This is a genomic window from Dactylosporangium thailandense (assembly GCF_059739745.1).
This window is the reverse complement of sequence record NZ_AP029195.1, coordinates 5,653,491-5,669,947: the sequence shown is the minus strand read 5'-3', so window position 1 is coordinate 5,669,947 and position 16,457 is coordinate 5,653,491. Positions and strand designations below refer to the sequence as shown.

The window sequence follows — 16,457 nt, the reverse complement described above, 5'->3', positions numbered from 1 at the left end:
GTACAGTCGGTCTCGGACAAAACTTATCCGAGTTGGAGGATGGTCATGAAGGTTGTGGTCTTCGGCGGCACCGGGCTCATCGGCCGCAAACTGATCGCGCTGCTCACGGCGGCCGGGCACGAGGCGGTCGCGGCGTCGCCGAGCTCGGGGGTCGACACGGTCGCGGGCACGGGCCTGGACGAGGTGCTCGCGGGCGCCGCCGTCAGCGTCGACGTGACGAACTCGCCGTCGTTCGCCGACGACGACGTGCTCGCGTTCTTCCGCGCGTCGACGGCGCACATGCTGGAGGCGGCGGCGCGGGCCGGCGTCGGGCACCACGTCGCCCTGTCGATCGTCGGCGCCGACCGGGTGCCGGACGGCGGCTACCTGCGGGCGAAGGTCGCGCAGGAGGACCTGATCACGGCCGGGCCGGTGCCCTTCACCATCGTGCGCGCGACGCAGTTCTTCGAGTTCGCCGCGGGCATCGCGGCCTCGTCGACCGGGCCGGACGGCACGGCCCACCTGACGCCGGCGAAGCTGCAGCCGGTGGCGGCGGACGACGTGGCCGCGACGCTGGCCGACGTCGTGCCGGGCGAGCCGGTGAAGGGCATCGTGGAGGTGGGCGGCCCGGAGAAGATCGGCCTGGACGAGTTCGTGCGCCGGGCGGTCGGGTCGGCCCCGCAGGTCGTGACGGACGCGACCGCGCCCTACTTCGGCGCCGTCATCACCGACGACTCCCTGGTGACGGGCCCGGGCGCGCGCATCGGTGGCATCACCTACGCGTCCTGGCTCGCGGCCCGCTGACTCAGGCGTACGCCGCGCGGTCGTAGGGCAGGCCCAGCTCGCGGAAGACCAGGCCGGCCGAGCCGTTGCGGGGGTCCCACAGGTCCTCGTTGGCGGCCAGGGCGCGCAGGTACTCGGCGCGCTGCGGCTCGGGCAGGACCTTGAGCAGCAGGCCCCAGTCGCTGCGCGCGGTGTGGATGGACGCGACCGGGGCCAGCGCGAGGGCGGCCGGGAGCAGGCGCGCCGGGTCCGCGACCCGCTCCACCGCGGCGACGATCAGCGGGAACCGCACGCGCATCGGGAACTGCGGCGGCCTCGACGTGAACCAGGAGTCGGTCGCGGCCGGGTCCAGTAGCGCCGTGAGGATCTCCTCCGTCGCGGCCTCGTCGCCTGGAAGGGCCAGGGCGGCACAGGCGCGTACACCCGGATGCGGATCGGACAGGAACGCCCTCGGCGCCAGGCCCAGCTCGCCCATGGCCAGCACCAGGGCGGCGCGCTCGTCCGGGCCGGCCGCGGCGGCGTGGGTGGCGAGCAGCTCCTCCAGCCCGGGGGCCGGCGGCAGCACCGCGGCGCAGGCACCGATGGCGTGACCGGCAGCAGCGCGTACACCCGGATCCGGATCGGACAGGGCGGCCTGGGCGGCGGCCAGGATCGCGGGGACGGCCTCGCGGCAGCCGGCGATCGCGCGGGCGTAGACGGCGTTGCCGAGGAGCTCGTCGCCGTAGATCGCCTCGTCGTCGTCCTCCTCGATGGCCGCGTTGACGGCCGCCTCGACGTCCTCCCACGCGGCGAACTCGGTCAGGTCGAGGGTCGGCTGGGCGGCCTCGGCCACCGCGGCCAGGAAGTTCAGCAGGTTCGCGCGCAGCGCGGGGTCGGGCACGTCGGGGAGGAGCTCGGCGACGGTGGCGGCGGCCGGCGGGGTCGCGATCCACGGGGTGCCCTGGTGGATGATGGCGCCCCACAGGTGCTGCGCCGCCGCGCCGCGCGCCGCCTCGTCGTCGCCGGTGAGGGCGGCCAGGTGACCCGGCGTGTCCTCGGCCCGGCCGTACGCGTGCAGCAGCATCCCGTAGTCCGTCACGCCGAGAACGGTACCTCCGGGGCGCCGCATCCAGTTCGAGTGCTGACTTTCAGCTACGCTCATCGATATGAAGCGGGTGCTGCTCGTGCTGGCGCTGGTGGCCGGAATCATGCCGCTCGTCAGCTTCCGAACGACCGCGACCGCCGCGGAACCGCAGTGGACGCCGCCGCTGAGCACGCGGGGGCGGTACATCGTGGACGCCGACGGCCGCCGGTTCAAGCTCAAGGCCGGCAACTGGCACGGCGCGAGCGGCACCTGGAACGGCTCCGGCGATCCCGAGGCCGACGCGAACCACCACGCGGGGGAGAACTCGGGCCGGGTCCCGCTCGGGCTGGACCGGGTGGCGCTGGACACGATCGTGGCGCAGTTCGTGGCGACCGGGATCAACAGCGTCCGGCTGCCCTTCTCCAACGAGATGGTGCACGACACCCGGCCGGTCACCGACGCGGCCGTGGCCGCCAACCCGGCCCTGCGGGGGCTCACGCCGCTGCAGGTGTACGACGCCGCCGTGGCCGCGCTCACCGGGGCCGGGCTCGCGGTGATCCTCAACAACCACACCAACACCACCCGCTGGTGCTGTGGCGTGGACGGCAACGAGCGGTGGAACGCGAGCCAGTCCGACGACACCTGGCAGTCCGACTGGCTGTTCATGGTCCGCCGGTACCGCACCAATCCGCGCGTCGTCGGCGCCGACCTGTACAACGAGGTCCGCCGCAACGTGTGGGACGACCCGAACTGGGGCCTCGGCGACGACCACGACTGGTTCGCCGCCGCCCAGCGGCTCGGCGACCGGATCCTGGCCGAGGCCGACCCGGACATGCTGATCATCATCGAGGGGATCAACTGGACCGGCATCCCCGTCGACGGGTTCGCGCACGGCCGCCCGACCCTGGAGCCGGTCCGCACCCTCTCGCCGGCGCTCGTGCGCTCCGGCAAGCTCGTGCTGGCCGCGCACTTCTACGACTACACCGGCCCGCACCACAGCGGCGCCACCGGCGTCGGCGAGACCAGCGACCCCCGCTACCGCGACCTGAGCCGCGACGAGCTGTTCGCGACCCTGCAGCAGGAGGCCTTCTACGTCGCCGACGAGGCCGCCCGCCACTACACCGCGCCGCTGTGGGTGAGCGAGTTCGGCATCGGCCGCTTCGGCAGCGACGCGAAGAGCCGGGCCTGGTTCGCCAACTTCGTCGACTATCTCATCGCGCACGACACGGACTTCGCGTACTGGCCCCTCGTCGGCTGGCAGGACAACGGCACCGGCAACGGGTGGGCGCTGCTGAGCTGGGACCGCTCCGGCCACCTGCTCGGCATCGACGACGGCGGGGACTGGCGGGCCGCGGACTGGCACCGGCTCGTCGCCGCGCCGGGCCGGACCGGCGTCGTCGAGCCCGCCGCGCACTGGTCGATGCTCAGCCCCGACCACGGCGACTTCGTGCAGTCGCTGCGGATGCGGGCGCTGCCCGACTGGGACCCGGGCGCGCGCAAGGCCGCCTGCCCCGACGGGCAGCGGCTGGCCGGGCTCGCCCGCGACGGCAACCGGGGCCTGTGCACCGACGCCGGACGGGCGCCCGCGTGGCCGTCCTCGACCGCGGCGCAGGTGGTCACGAGCGAGCGCTACGTCACCACGGACTGGGCGGGCGGCTACACGAAGTTCCAGTGTCCGGACGGGTCGTTCCTCATCGGGTACGCCGTGCGCGGCGCGACGGTCTCCAGCGCCCTGTGCGCCCCGTCGGGGGCCGCGATGCCGTCCGGCGGCCGGACGGTGTGGTTCGACCGCGGCGACAACCGGCCCGCCGATGCGCACGGCGGGGACTTCGCGAGCGGACACTACAAGGGGCAGTGCGGCGACGCGGAGTACGCGGCGGGCATCGCCTTCACCCGGCGGATCGGCTCCAACGGCGCCCCGGCCGCGCTGTTCTGCCGCGGCCTGTAGACCTGCCGCGGGCTTTAGGACTTAGCGGCGGCGGGCGCCGGCCATCGTGACGCCGCCCGAGATCGCCAGCACCAGGCCGATGCACAGCGCTCCGCCCGCGACCGCCAGGTTCGCGTAGCCGAGGTCCGCGAGCGGGGCGCTCACGTCGTAGAAGCCCTGGGTGAAGTAGTACACGACGGTGTACACGACACCCCCGGCGAGCAGCAGCAGACCCAGGACAAGCATCGATCGGCCGGCATTCATGCGCCGATGCTACTGAGCCGCCGCCACCCGCACCGACGCCGCGGCGTCCTTCGCCACCGTGGCCCAGTCCGCGCCGAGGGCCGCCCCCGCCGCCGCGTCTGGGCTCACGCCCTTGCGCACGACCTGCGTGAAGAACGCGAACAGCTTCGCCTCGCCGAAGTGCTGGGCCAGGTACGTCACCGCGAGCAGCGCGATGCCGTAACGGGCCACGGTGTCCTCCAGCGACGTGCCGTCCGCGGGCGCCCCGAGCGCGACGGCGCCGTCCCACCGGCCGGCCTTCACGTACGCCCGCACAGCCCGCAGATCCTTGCGCAGCGCGGCCCCGTCGGCGTTCGCGACGTACTCGGCGATGCCCTCCACCAGCCACCACGAGCCGGGAGCGGGCCGGTTGCCGTCGAGCGTCACCACGTGCGCGAACTCGTGGGTCATCAGCTGCGTGTTCCACGCGTCGGACAGGATCTGGCGGTGGTCGACGACGACGTCGGCGGTGCCCGGCTGCAACGGGATCGCATAGGCGGCCGCATTCTCCGTTTCGCCGTCGTACCACGTCGTCCACTCCTCGTCCCCGGCGACGAACACGTGGTACCGCCGCGGCGCCCCGCCGAACGACCGCGCGACCCGATCGTCGGTAGGCGCGGCGGCCTCGGCGGCGCGCAGCAGCGTGCCGAGCGCGTCCGGGTCGACGGACTCGGCCCCGGCGACGGTCACCCGCTCGCCCCGGCGGACCGTGAGCCTCGTGGTGTCCCAGGGCCGGTCGGTCTGCTCCCAGCCCGCGAGCCGTACCCGCCCGTGCGCGACCGTCCACTCCGTGTCGAGCAGCAGCGGCAGCGGGGTGCAGTCCGGGGTGTCGAAGCAGTAGCCGACCGAGACCGGCAGCCGCCACACGCCGTTGAGCAGGCCGGGCACCCCGTTCGTGGTCAGGTCCCAGCGCCGCACGCCGAGCGCGGTCAGCGAGTCGAACCGCCGCCCGGCCCGTTCCCGCAGCTCCGCCGCGGCTACGGGGAACGCGGCGAGGTACCCGTCGCGGTCGCCCCTGACCATCGCCTCCGACTGCCCCTGCAGGACGGCCCGGATCGCGTACAGGGGGTTCTCGCCCGCCCCCACGACGGGCCCGGTGCGCTCGAACGCGGCCGCGGCGTACGCGGCCGGCGCCGAGCCCAGGCTGATCAGCTGGGCACCGAGGACGGCCGCGGCCGCCACCACGGCGGCCGCCAGCGCCACCAGGATGCCGGTGCGACTTCTCGTCATGCCGGGAACGTATGGGCTTCCCACCGCGGCGCCGGCCCCGTCCCGACGCCCTGGCACTATTCCGGGAAGAAACCCGGTGCGGAGCCCTCGCCCCGGTGCCTAGACTTGGCATCGATCGCGGTGCGCAGCCGGCGGATACTTCTGGTGAAATCTGGGTTCAATTCCCTCACCGCCGGCGCCCGGACCTCGCGATCACCGACGCTGCCGACCCCACCGGCACCCGCACCGCCGCCGGCGGCCCCACCAGCACCGCCGCCGCCGGCCGGACCGGCACCGGCGCCGCCGACCCGCCCGCCGCCGCTGGTTCGACTGACGCCGTCGGTTCGAATGACGCCGCCGGCCCGCTTAGCACCGGCGCCGCCAGCCCGACCGGCACCCCGTCCGTCTGCGCGCACGCCGGGTTCGCCGTCGAGCGGCACATCGTCGGGCTCCGCCGGAAAGTCGACGGTGATCCGCAGACCGCCCTGCGGCCCCGGCCGCGCGTCGAGCGGCGCCCGGTGCGCGTGCGCGATGGCGGCGACGATGGCCAGCCCGAGGCCGTGCCCGTCGGTCTGGTCGGTGCGGTCGGTGCCGAGCCGCTGGAACGGCTCGAACAGCCGGCCGAGCTCGGCCGGCGGGACCGCGGGCCCGGTGTTGGCGACCACGAGGCGGCCCGGGGCGATCGTGACCACCTCGGCGGTGCCGCCGGGCGCGTTGTGCCGCACGGCGTTGCCGACCAGGTTCGCCACCAGGCTCGCGACCAGGCGCGGATCGCCGCTCACCTCGGCCGGGTCGAGCGCGGTGCGCACGCCGACGCCCCGGGCCTCGGCCTCGGCCGTGCTGTCGAGGACCGCCTGGCGGGCCACGGCGGCGAGGTCGAAGCGCTCCCAGCGCTCGACCGGCCGGTAGCCGGAGGCCAGGGTCAGCAGCGCGTCGATGAGGTGCTCCTGCTGGCGGCCGAGGTCCAGCAGCTCGTGGCAGGTCGCCCGCAGCGTCTCCGCGCTCGCGTCCGGGTCGGTGACGGTGAGCTGGAGCAGGGTCCGCTGCACGGTCAGCGGGGTGCGCAGCTCGTGGGAGGCGTTGGCGACGAACTGCCGCTGCGCGGTGAGCGCCGCGTGCAGCCGGTGCAGTAAGCCGTCGAGGGTGTCGGCGAGGTCGGCGAACTCCCGATAGCCGGCCGGGACCCGCGGCCGGTCGGTCAGGTTGTCGGCGGACAGGCGGCGGGCCGTGTCGGTGATGACGCGCAGGGGCCGCAGCGCCCGCCCGGCGACCATCCAGCCGAGCACGAAGGACGCCGCGGCGATGACGACGAGCGCGACGGCGTCGTACCGCAGCACCTGACCGAGGTTGCTCACCGCCCGGGCGTCGCCGGGCCGCCCGGCCGGGCTCGTGTGCCCCGCGACGAGCAGCGGGATGTCGACGAAGATCAGCAGCAGGACGCCGCCGGCGAAGGCGATCGCGCCGTGCGCCAACGCCAGCCGGGTCCGCAGCCGGCGCCGCGGCCTCACGGCTCGCCGATGCGGTAGCCGCCCTCGCGGACGGTGTGGATGGCCGGCGGCGGGCCGAGCTTGCCCCGCAGCCGGCCGACGGTGGTCTTCACCGTGGTCGTGAACGGGTCGGCGGCCTCGTCCCACACCCGGTCGAGGAGCTCCTCGGCGGAGACCACGCGGCCGGCCGCGGCGAGCAGGTATTCCAGCACCGCGAACTCCTTCGGGCTCAGCTCCAGCCGCCGCCCCGCCCGCGAGGCGACCCGGCGGTTCGGGTCCACGGTCAGGTCGCCGTTGTCCAGCACCGGCGGCAGCGCCGGGGCACTGCGGCGGCCCAGCGCCCGGATGCGGGCCACGAGCTCGGCGAAGTCGAACGGCTTCGCCAGGTAGTCGTCGGCGCCGAGGCCGAGCCCCTCGACCCGGTCGCGGACGGTCCCGGCCGCGGTGAGCATGAGCACCCGGGCGCCCGACCCGCCGGCCACGATCCGCCGGCACACCTCGTCGCCGTGCACGCCGGGCAGGTCGCGGTCGAGCACCACGACGTCGTAGCGGGTCGCGGCCAGCCGCGTCAGCGCCGCGGGCCCGTCGACGGCGGCGTCGACCGCCATCGCCTCGCGCCGCAGCCCGCCGGCGATCAGCGTGTTGAGCGCCCGATGATCCTCCACGACCAGCACCTTCATGCCACCACCATGCCAGGCGGGAGGTGACAGCACGGTCACAGACTTTGGCACCGGGCTGTGACCGCTCGCGGCGTAGAACTTCGGACCATGAGTGATGCCACGATCGCGGTGGCCGGGCTGCACAAGCGGTACGGCTCCACCCTCGCGCTGGACGGGATGACGTTCACCGCCGGGCCCGGGCGGGTGACCGGGTTCGTCGGGCCCAACGGCGCCGGCAAGTCCACCACCATGCGGATCGTCCTGGGGCTGCACGCCGCCGAGGCGGGAGAGGCGCTGGTCGGCGGCCGCCCCTACACATCGCTGCGCCGGCCCCTGCGCCACCTCGGCACCCTCCTGGACGCGTCCGCGCTGCACCCCGCCCGGACCGGCCGGCACCACCTGCTCTGGCTCGCACAGTCGCAGGGGCTGGGCCGCCGGCGCGTCGACGAGGTGGTGGAGCTGGTCGGGCTCGGCCCGGCGAGCCGGCGTCCCGCGGGCGGCTACTCGCTCGGCATGCGCCAGCGCCTCGGCCTGGCCGCCGCGATGCTGGCCGACCCACCGGCGGTCATGCTCGACGAGCCGTTCAACGGCATGGATCCCGAGGGCATCGTGTGGCTGCGCGGCTTCCTGCGCGCCCTCGCCGCGCAGGGCCGGGCGGTGCTCGTGTCCAGCCACCTGATGCGGGAGCTGCAGGGGATGGCCGACCACGTGGTGGTGGCCGGCCGCGGGCGGGTGATCGCCGACGGCGGCGTCGCCGAGCTGACCGCGGCCGCGTCCGGCGATCGCGTGCTCGTGCGGACCGCGGCGCCCGAGGCTGCCGCCGCGGCCCTGTCGGCCACTGGCGCGCAGGTGACGGCCGCGGACGGCGCGCTGACCGTGCGGGGGCTCGCGGCCGAGCGGGTCGCGGCCGTGCTCACCGCCGGCGGGCTGGCCTTCTCCGAGCTGACGCCGCACCGGGCCACGCTCGAGGAGGCGTATTTCGAGCTGACCCGCGCGTTCGTCGACTACCGGGCGGGAGAGCCGTCGTGAGCCGGTTGTCGGCCGAGTGGACGAAGTTCCGCACGGTGCCCGGCTGGCTGCGCGGCACCGTGATCGCGGCGCTGATGATCCTCGTGTTCCCGGCGACCGGGCTGGGCGGCGGGCCGCCCGAGCACGCGTCGCCGATCCCGATCGGGCCGGACGGCGGGCCGGTCAGCGCCGCCTACTACTTCGTGCACCGCACCCTGACCGGCGACGGGCAGATCACCGTGCCGGTCGGCTTCGACGGGCCGGCCGCGCCGTGGGCCAAGGCGGGGCTGATCGTGAGCGCGGGACCGGAGCCGGGCGCGCGGTACGCCGCGGTGATGGCCACGGGCGGGCACGGCGTGCGGATGCAGTACGACTATGTCCACGACCGCGCCGTGGGCCCGGCGGGGCTGCGCTGGCTGCGGCTCACCCGCGCGGGCGATACGGTCACCGGCGAGGCCTCGGCCGACGGGACGCGCTGGACGCCGGCCGGGTCCGTCCGGCTGCCCGGGCTGCCGGCGACCGTCCGGGCCGGGCTGTTCGTCGCCTGCCCGCCGAAGGTCGACGGCCTCGGCACCGCCGTCGACGCGGCCACCGCGACCTTCGGCCCGCCCGGGCTCACCGGCGGCTGGGCCGCGGGCGACTGGACCGGCGAGCAGGTCGGCGCCGGCACCGCGACCATGGGCGGCTACCCGCGCGGCGTCACCGGCGGGTACACGCCGGCCGGCGACGGGTTCACCGTGACCGGAGCCGGCGATCTCGCCCCCGCCACGCGCAACGACATCGCCGTGGCGGCGTCCGCCGCAGATCTGCTCTTCGGAACGTTTCCGGCCCTGATCGTCCTCGTCGTCGTGGGCACGCTGATGATCACGACGGAGTACCGGTACGGCATCATCCGCACCAGCCTGAGCGCCGACCCGCGCCGGATTCGCGGGCTCGCGGCCAAGGCGGCCGTCCTCGCCGCGGTCACGTTCACCACCAGCCTGGCCGCCGCCGCGGTCGCGCTGCCGCTGTGGCTGCGGCTGGTGCGCGGGCTCGGCATCTACGTGTTCCCGGCGGCGCCCGGCACGCTGGCGCGGGCCGCGGCCGGCACCGCCGCGGTGCTCGCGATCACCGCCGTGCTCGCGCTGGCCGTCGGCACCATCCTGCGCCGCAGCGCCACCGCGGTGACCACCGTCGTCGCCGCCACGGTGCTGCCGCACCTGCTGGCCCGGACCCCGTTCCTGCCGGCGCCGCTGGCCGGGTGGCTGACGACGTACACGCCGGCCGCGGCCCTGGCCGTGCAGCAGACCCTCACCCGCTACCCCCAGGTCGACAGCGTCTACACCCCGGCCGCCGGCTACTACCCGCTGTCACCCGGGGCCGGCCTGGCCGTGCTGGCCGCCTACACGGTGCTCGCCCTCGCCGTGGCCGCGGTCCTGCTGCGCCGGAGGGACGCGTGAGCGCCGTGCGCGCGGAGTGGACGAAGCTGCGCACCACGCCCGGCCCGGCGTGGCTGCTGCCGGCCGCCGCGTTCGTCACCGCCGCGCTGGGCGCTGCCGTGTCCGCCGTCGCGCCCGGCCCGGGGACCGACCCGGCCCGGCTCGCCCTCAGCGGCGTCTACCTCGGCCAGGCCCCGGTCGCGGTGCTGGCCGTGCTCGCGGTCAGCGGCGAGTTCAGCACGGCCCTGATCCGCACGACGCTGACCGCGATCCCGAACCGCGCCGCGGTCCTGTCGGCGAAGGCTTCGGTACTGGCCGTGGCCGTGTTCGCCGCGGCCGGCGTGGCCGTGCTCGCCTCGCTCCTCATCGCGCGCGTCCCGCTCACCGAGGGCCCGGTGCTCCGCGCCGGCGTGGGCACCGTAGCCTACCTGGTGCTGGTCGCGCTGCTCAGCCTCGGGGCGGCCGCGGCCGTGCGCGACTCCGGGGGCGCGATCGGGGTCGTGCTGGGGCTGCTGTACCTGCCGCCGCTGCTCACGCAGATGGTGCCCGACCCGCACCTGCAGCGCCTGCTGGAGCGCGGTTCCCCGATGAGCGCGGGCCTGGCCGTCCAGGCCACGACGAACCTCGACCGGCTGCCGATCGGCCCCTGGGCCGGCCTGGGCGTGCTCGCCGCCTGGTCGGCCGCGTCACTGCTGGTCGGCGGGATCCTGCTGCGGGCTCGTGATGTCTGAGCACTGCGGGCGCCACTGTCGCCCGGTGACGGATCATGGTCACATGTGCCGCTGCTGCGGCGAGCGGCACGAGGGCCTGTCGTTGTCGTACGGCTCGGACGCCCCGGCACCCTGGCACGACGGCCGGGCCGGCGACGAGCGCAGCATGCTGGACAAGGACATGGGCATCATCGAGGCCGAGCACTTCTTCGTCCACGGCCGCCTGGTCATTCCCGTGCACGACGCGGAGCACGACTTCGTCTGGACCGTGTGGGTCTCGCTGAGCAGGCCCAACTTCGCGCGCTCACTGGACCTGTGGACGACACCCGGCCGCGAGCAGGAGCCGCCGTACTTCGGCTGGCTGTGCACCGAACTACCCGTGTACCCGACGTCCACACGCAGCCCGTCGGCTCCCGGCCGCTCGTCGAGCTGGAGGCCACGGGCCATCCCCTCGCGGTGGAGCGGCGCACCGGCATCACCGTCGATCGGGTCCAGCAGTTCGCCGAGCTGCTGCTCCACCCGCAGGCCCGACCGTGTGCCACCCCGGCGACAGTCAGCCGGCGATGACAGGAGTGGTGGCGAGCCGTCAGCGGCGCGAGCGCGCGCCGCTGTCGCGGTTTTCAGTGCGTCGCCGTCGTCGGTGGAGGCGGGTCGGCCTCGTCGAGCGCTTCGATCGCTTCGGCCCAGAAACGTTCCGTCGCCGCGCGTGTCTCCGGGGCGAGGTTACGGTGGACGATCCACTTGGCGTCGCCGATGCCCATGCCGGTCGCCAGAGCGATGGCGCGGATCGCCGCGATCGGCGAACTGGTGTGCCGGAGCAACTCCGCGGCGACCTGATCCGGGTCGGCGCCGGAAGCGAACATCGGCCGAGCCAAGTCCGCCAGGAGGCGGCTTCGTGCAAGGAACTCGTCCAGCTCGGTCACGAAGGAAGCGTATCGCCGGCAGGGAACACGGCGTCGCCATCGCCGCCACGAACACATCCCGCCGCGGGTCACCGGGCGGCCACGCCATAGTCCTCGCGACGGGAAGACCCACACCACGTCGTGCGCCGTACTTGGCCTTCGACACCGCCGACTTCTGGCGCAATGGTTCGGCCAGCAGGTCGAACTCCAGAAAGTCCACGGGGCAGCACAGGTCGCGAGAGCGTTTCCGATCCAGTGCCAACCCCGGACGCCGCAAGTCTCGTGTACCGGGGTGAGACGACGTTTTGAGGGGTGCTGGTGGACGATGAGGCAGGGTTCCGGGAGTTCGTGTCGGCACGGCTGGGGCGGCTGTCGCGGATCGCGTACTTGTTGACGGGCGACCATCACGCGGCCGAGGACCTGGTGCAGGTCACGCTCGTCAAGGTGGCCCGGCACTGGCGCCGGGTGAGTCAGGCGGGTGCGCCGGACGCCTACGTGCGGCGGGCGCTGTACCACGAGCACGTCTCGTCGTGGCGGGGCCGGCGCGTGCTGGAGATGCCCACGACGGACCCGCCCGAGCGGGCGACCGGGCGGGACGAGTCGGCCGAGGCGGTACGCCGGATCGTGTTGCGCACCGCGCTGGCGAAGCTGGCTCCGGGGCAACGGGCGGTGATCGTCCTGCGGTACTTCGAGGACCTGTCCGAGGCCGACACCGCCGACGCGCTCGGCTGCTCGGTCGGTTCGGTCAAGAGCCAGACCCACCACGCGCTGGCCCGGTTGCGGGTCATCGCGCCCGAACTCGCTGAACTCATTGAGGATTCGGAGGTACTGGCGTGACCGGGCTGAGGGACCTGCTGGTCGAGGAGGCGGGCGACGCGCGCACCTATGACGTGACCGACCGTGCCCTGCGGGTGGTCAGGCGCCGGCGGATGATGGCGCGTCTGGTGCCGGCCGCGGCGGCGCTGCTCGTGGTCGCCGGACTGATCGGGGTCGGAGTGCCGTTCGGCGGCAAGGACGATCAGGGCCCGATGTCGACTGTTGCGGGGCTGCCGGGGCGCCTGGTCCCGCAGGCGTCTCCGCCGATGCTGCCCGAGGATCGTGGCGTCGGGCCGGCCGCGCTGGCGTACCTGGGCGACGATGGCGACGAGAACCGCTGGGTCCTGGTGACCGCGGACGGCAGCCAGTACCGAATCAATGGGTTGAGCGTTGACGGGATTTCGCCGGACGGGCGGTGGCTGCTGGTGCAGCGCCCCGACGGGTCGAGGGTCCTGCGCGATCTGACCGGCACCGCGCGGCACGAGTTCGCCGGCGGGGACACGAGGTCCGGCGCGAGCTGGTCGCCGGACAGCCGGCGGCTGGTGGTGCAGATCGCCGACGGGTCCGCGGCGACGAACTCCGTCGTCACGTACATGGTCGACCTCGGTACCGGGGCACGCACGACGGTACCGCTGGATCCTGGGCTTTCCGGCCGGGTGTGTGCGGTGCGCGACTCGGGTGTGCTGGTGCTGTGCCCGTCGCCCGAGTCCTCCTTTTCCGGGCTGCGCCTGGCCGACGGCACGACCGGGCGGGTCATTCGCGACATTCCCGCCGCCGATCTGGGGCTGCGCCCTACAGAGGCGGTTCTGGCCGAACTCGGGACGCCGGTGCTGGGCCCGGACGACCATACGCTGTTCATCGGCACCCACGACACGGCCGCAGGGGAGCGGAACCGGTTCCTCGTGGGGTTCGACATCGACAGCGGAACACTGACCGGGCGGTACCCGCTGCCCGACCGAATCCCCGCGGCCCAGCGCTCCGCCGCGAACGGGGGTGTCGAGTACGGACAGCCGGACGAGCGCTACCTGCTCGGCATCCACGCCGACGGGCCGCTGCTGCTCCACATCGCGCCGAGCCGCAGCGACCCGTTCACCGCCGGGTCCGTGTCCGTCGAGCTGATCGCCCGCGACACCGGCGCGCTGCGCACCGTCACGCTGGTGTCGAGGCCGATAACGCTGATCCGGTACCCCGGCTGAGTGGGCCACGCCGGCCGGGACCCCGATCATCGTCCCGGCCGGCGGGGTGCTGCGGCGCGCGAGCTGGACCTCCCGTCAGGGCCGCGGCTCACACCAGGCCCAGCATCCACTCCACACCGTGGCGGGCGGCGGCGACGCCGGGCTCGCGGGACTGTGCGGTGAAGACGAGCACGCGGCCGTCCTTGCGCGGGTACAGGTACACGCCCTGCCACCACGGTTCGCCCTCGTGCTCGTACGCCAGCTCGAGGACCCGCACGCCCCGGCCCATCGTGCGGCGGGCGACGACCGCCTGGCCCTCGGCGATCATCACGTCCGGGTCGGCGATGTGCGCCGGGCCCTGCACGGAGATGGACGCGTCGTGCTCTCCGGCGAGGCAGTACGGGTCCATGGTCGACTCGACGCTGAAGCCGTCCGGCCAGACCGCGTTGAAGCCGGTCGTCTCGATCACCCATCCGCCTTGACCTTCTCACTGTGTCAAGGCCTTGACTGGTTCGCATGAACTCGGCATCCGGCTACGAATACGACACGCGGCTCGCGGACGCGCTCGGCGCGTCCAAGGCGTCCACGCGGCTCAAGGCGGCGCTCGCGATCGGGACGCGGCCCGGCGACGGGTACGCCGACGCGCTCGTGGCGCGGTGTGCGGTCGAGCCGGACTTCTTCGTGCGCGACATGCTCACGTGGGCGCTCACCCGCCTGCCGCGCGAGGTCACCGTGCCGCGCCTGCTCGCGGAGCTCAAGTCCGAGCGGGCGCAGGCGCGCAGCCAGGCGCTGCACACGCTGTCGAAGATCGGGGACGCCGGGGCCTGGCCCGCGGTCACGGTCGCGTTGCTGCGCGACGGGGACGACGAGGTCGCCCGGGCGGCATGGCGGGCGGCGGTCGTGCTCGTGCCCGACGGTGAGCGGGCGGCGCTCGCCGCGGAACTGGGTACGCAGCTCGGGCGGGGCGACCGGGAGGTACAACTGAGCCTGAGCCGGGTCCTCGCCGGGCTCGGGGAGGTCGTCGAGCCGGTGCTGCGGGCGGCCGCGGCGCACCCCGACGCCGGGGTGCGGGCGCACGCGGCCGCGACCGAGCGGCTGCTGCTCGATCCCGACGCGGCGTTCGCGCCGGACGTGGACGCGGCGAGGCGGGTGGACGCGCTCGGGCGGGAACGGGAGGAGCAGTTGCGTGCTGATCGGTGAGGTGGCGCGCCGGTCCGGGGTGAGTGCGCGGATGCTGCGGCACTACGACTCCCTCGGGCTGGTGCGCCCGACCGGGCGGACGGTGGGCGGATACCGGGAGTACACCCAGCAGGACGTCCGGCGGATCTTCTACGTGGAGGGCCTGCGGTCGCTCGGGTTGTCGCTGCGGGAGATCGCGCGCACGCTCGAGGACCCCGGGTTCACGCCGTCCGCGCTGGTCCGCGACCTCATTCGGCGGACCGGGGAGCGCCTTGAGCGGGAGCGGGAGCTGCTCGACCGGCTCCGGACGGTCGACGCGGCCGGGCCCGCCGCCTGGCCAGACGTCGCCCGGGTCGTGGAGCTGCTGCACGGGCTGGCCTCGCCGAGCGCGGCGCGCCGGCAGCAGGCCGCCCTCGCGCCGGCCGAGGCCGCGCCCGTCCCGGCCGACGTGCTCGCCCGTGCGGTGCTCACCGAGTCGGACCCGAACGTGGCCGGGGCGCTGCGGTGGGCCCTGGCGCGGGCCGGGGGCGAGGGGGTCGCGGGGCTGGCCGCGGGGCTGCGCTCCGGCGACGCGGAGGTCCGGCGGCGGGCGGTGCTGGCGCTCGCGGAGCTGCCCGGGGAGGAGGCGACCGAGCTGCTGGCGGGGGCGCTGGAGGACGAGGACGCCGCGATCCGGCGGCAGGCCGCGCTCGCGCTGGGCGCGCGAGGGGTGACCGCGGCCGTACCGACGCTCGTCGGGATGGTCGTCGAGGGGCCGAACGACGTCGAGGCGGCCGAGCTGCTCGGGGCGCTGGCCCGGGAGGGGGAGTGGGGCGGGCGGATCCTCGGCGCGCTCGTCGCCGAGCTCGACGCGCCCGGGGCCGGCCCGGCCGAGCGGATTCGGCTGACGCAGGCGCTGGCCGAGCTGCCCGGAACGGTGGCGCTGGACACCCTGCGGCGCCTGGCCGGCGACGACGACCGGCCCGTGGCCCTCGTCGCCGGGGCCCTCGCGCAGATGATCGCGGCCGGGGACGGTTGACGCCCGGGGGCTACAGCAGCCGCAGGCGCTCGGCGTGGGCAGTGCCCGGCTCGGCGGTGAACACCAGCATGACCGGGCCGGGGTTGCCCGGCAGCGGGTACGTGTCCCAGTCGAGCACGACGTCGCCGACCTCGGGGATCCGGAACGTCTTGGTGCCGCTGACCGATTCGCGTACGTCGTGGCGCCCCCACAACCGCCGGAACTCGGCGCTGCGGATGCTCAGCTCGCCGACGATCGCGGTGGCCCGCGGGTGCGTGGGGTCGGTGGCGACCGCGGCGCGCATCATGCCGATGTAGTCCAGGGCCTGCTGCTCCCAGTCGGGGCAGCTGCGCCGGCTCGTGAGCGTGTCGTCGAACATGAGCAGCAGCATGTTGAGCCGGTCCGGCGGGTAGTCGTCCGGGTCGCCGAGCAGCGCCACCGCCTTCGGGTTCCAGTCCAGCAGGTCCAGGTGGCGGCCGAGCACGACCGCCGGGGTGTCCATCACGCGCAGCAGCCGCCGGGTGCTGTCCGGCACCCGCTCCGGCACGCGCTCGACCCGGGCCGGCATCGGCCGGCGCGCGGCCTGGGCGAGGGTGAACAGGTGCCGGCGCTCCTGCTCGTCGAGGCCGAGGGCACCGGCGAGCGCGTCGAGCACGTCATCCGACGGCCGTACCTCGCGCCCCTGCTCCATCCGCTGGTAGTAGTCGGTGCTCAGCCCGGCCAGCAGGGCCAGCTCCTCGCGGCGCAGCCCGGCGACCTTGCGGCGGCCGCCCGGCTCCAGGCCCACGTCGCGCGGGCGGAGGCGGTCGCGGCGGGCGCGCAGGAAGTCGCCGAGCTCGCGGGCGTACGGATGGGTCATGGGG

17 protein-coding genes and 1 pseudogene are annotated in these 16,457 nt (G+C 74.8%); 10 read left to right on the top strand and 8 right to left on the bottom strand.

The genetic code is table 11. The annotated features are described in order from the left end of the window. Positions 1-45 precede the first annotated feature (45 nt). Positions 46-783, top strand: a complete 738-nt coding sequence (locus AC6JBM_RS24740; RefSeq protein WP_497985951.1) for an SDR family oxidoreductase — start codon at positions 46-48, stop codon at positions 781-783. A gap of 1 nt (position 784) precedes the next feature. On the opposite strand, the gene AC6JBM_RS24735 is transcribed toward AC6JBM_RS24740, so the two are convergent. Beyond that, positions 785-1,840 (bottom strand): hypothetical protein, encoded by a 1,056-nt coding sequence (locus AC6JBM_RS24735; protein ID WP_497985950.1) that lies wholly within the window; start codon positions 1,838-1,840, stop codon positions 785-787. A gap of 67 nt (positions 1,841-1,907) precedes the next feature. Between AC6JBM_RS24735 and AC6JBM_RS24730 the strand changes: the two genes are divergently transcribed. Beyond that, on the top strand, positions 1,908-3,773 hold the full coding sequence (locus AC6JBM_RS24730) for a glycoside hydrolase family 5 protein (RefSeq protein ID WP_497985949.1): 1,866 nt from the start codon (positions 1,908-1,910) through the stop codon (positions 3,771-3,773). Positions 3,774-3,794: 21 nt separating this feature from the next. Here the strand turns inward: AC6JBM_RS24730 and AC6JBM_RS24725 are convergent, their stop codons facing one another. From AC6JBM_RS24725 to AC6JBM_RS24710, 4 genes are read right to left on the bottom strand one after another with little or no spacing between them, the layout of a single operon-like run. Next, entirely contained in the window at positions 3,795-4,016 is a 222-nt protein-coding gene (locus AC6JBM_RS24725; RefSeq protein ID WP_497985948.1) for a hypothetical protein, read from the bottom strand. A 9-nt stretch (positions 4,017-4,025) separates the two neighbouring features. Further along, on the bottom strand, positions 4,026-5,264 hold the full coding sequence (locus tag AC6JBM_RS24720) for a hypothetical protein (protein WP_497985947.1): 1,239 nt from the start codon (positions 5,262-5,264) through the stop codon (positions 4,026-4,028). 56 nt (positions 5,265-5,320) lie between these two features. After that, a complete protein-coding gene (locus tag AC6JBM_RS24715; protein ID WP_497985946.1) occupies positions 5,321-6,751 on the bottom strand; it encodes a sensor histidine kinase in 1,431 nt (476 codons plus the stop codon). Next, positions 6,748-7,410 (bottom strand): response regulator transcription factor, encoded by a 663-nt coding sequence (locus tag AC6JBM_RS24710; protein ID WP_497985945.1) that lies wholly within the window; start codon positions 7,408-7,410, stop codon positions 6,748-6,750. Before AC6JBM_RS24710 ends, AC6JBM_RS24715 begins: the two co-directional genes overlap by 4 nt. An 87-nt stretch (positions 7,411-7,497) precedes the next feature. On the opposite strand from AC6JBM_RS24710, the gene AC6JBM_RS24705 reads away from it, so the two are divergent. The 4 genes and pseudogenes from AC6JBM_RS24705 to AC6JBM_RS24690 form a co-directional block, all read left to right on the top strand. After that, positions 7,498-8,418, top strand: coding sequence for an ABC transporter ATP-binding protein (locus AC6JBM_RS24705; RefSeq protein ID WP_497985944.1), 921 nt, complete (start codon positions 7,498-7,500; stop codon positions 8,416-8,418). Beyond that, a complete protein-coding gene (locus AC6JBM_RS24700; RefSeq protein ID WP_497985943.1) occupies positions 8,415-9,836 on the top strand; it encodes a DUF1349 domain-containing protein in 1,422 nt (473 codons plus the stop codon). The genes AC6JBM_RS24705 and AC6JBM_RS24700 overlap by 4 nt, the downstream gene beginning before the upstream one ends. Continuing rightward, positions 9,833-10,546 (top strand): ABC transporter permease, encoded by a 714-nt coding sequence (locus AC6JBM_RS24695; protein WP_497985942.1) that lies wholly within the window; start codon positions 9,833-9,835, stop codon positions 10,544-10,546. The genes AC6JBM_RS24700 and AC6JBM_RS24695 overlap by 4 nt, the downstream gene beginning before the upstream one ends. Beyond that, positions 10,539-10,859: pseudogene (locus AC6JBM_RS24690) on the top strand (DUF2199 domain-containing protein); the annotation flags it as partial. The gene AC6JBM_RS24695 and the pseudogene AC6JBM_RS24690, both read left to right, overlap by 8 nt. A gap of 286 nt (positions 10,860-11,145) precedes the next feature. Here the strand turns inward: AC6JBM_RS24690 and AC6JBM_RS24685 are convergent. After that, the gene (locus AC6JBM_RS24685) at positions 11,146-11,448 is read right to left on the bottom strand and encodes a hypothetical protein (protein WP_497986777.1); all 303 of its coding nucleotides are present in this window, start codon (positions 11,446-11,448) and stop codon (positions 11,146-11,148) included. Positions 11,449-11,745: 297 nt separating this feature from the next. Here AC6JBM_RS24685 and AC6JBM_RS24680 point away from each other — a divergent pair, with 297 nt between their 5' ends. Further along, positions 11,746-12,264 carry a SigE family RNA polymerase sigma factor gene (locus AC6JBM_RS24680; protein WP_497985941.1) on the top strand — a complete coding sequence of 173 codons (519 nt, stop codon included), beginning with the start codon at positions 11,746-11,748 and terminating at the stop codon, positions 12,262-12,264. Next, positions 12,261-13,439: a TolB-like translocation protein gene (locus tag AC6JBM_RS24675; RefSeq protein ID WP_497985940.1), complete on the top strand. Its 1,179-nt coding sequence runs from the start codon at positions 12,261-12,263 to the stop codon at positions 13,437-13,439. The genes AC6JBM_RS24680 and AC6JBM_RS24675 overlap by 4 nt, the downstream gene beginning before the upstream one ends. 88 nt (positions 13,440-13,527) lie before the next feature. On the opposite strand, the gene AC6JBM_RS24670 is transcribed toward AC6JBM_RS24675, so the two are convergent. Beyond that, entirely contained in the window at positions 13,528-13,887 is a 360-nt protein-coding gene (locus tag AC6JBM_RS24670; RefSeq protein WP_497985939.1) for a hypothetical protein, read from the bottom strand. 47 nt (positions 13,888-13,934) lie between these two features. Between AC6JBM_RS24670 and AC6JBM_RS24665 the strand changes: the two genes are divergently transcribed. Then, positions 13,935-14,618: a HEAT repeat domain-containing protein gene (locus tag AC6JBM_RS24665; protein WP_497985938.1), complete on the top strand. Its 684-nt coding sequence runs from the start codon at positions 13,935-13,937 to the stop codon at positions 14,616-14,618. Beyond that, entirely contained in the window at positions 14,605-15,615 is a 1,011-nt protein-coding gene (locus tag AC6JBM_RS24660) for a MerR family transcriptional regulator (RefSeq protein WP_497985937.1), read from the top strand. The genes AC6JBM_RS24665 and AC6JBM_RS24660 overlap by 14 nt, the downstream gene beginning before the upstream one ends. Positions 15,616-15,625: 10 nt before the next feature. Here the strand turns inward: AC6JBM_RS24660 and AC6JBM_RS24655 are convergent, their stop codons facing one another. Next, positions 15,626-16,453, bottom strand: a complete 828-nt coding sequence (locus AC6JBM_RS24655; protein WP_497985936.1) for a helix-turn-helix transcriptional regulator — start codon at positions 16,451-16,453, stop codon at positions 15,626-15,628. Positions 16,454-16,457 lie beyond the last annotated feature (4 nt).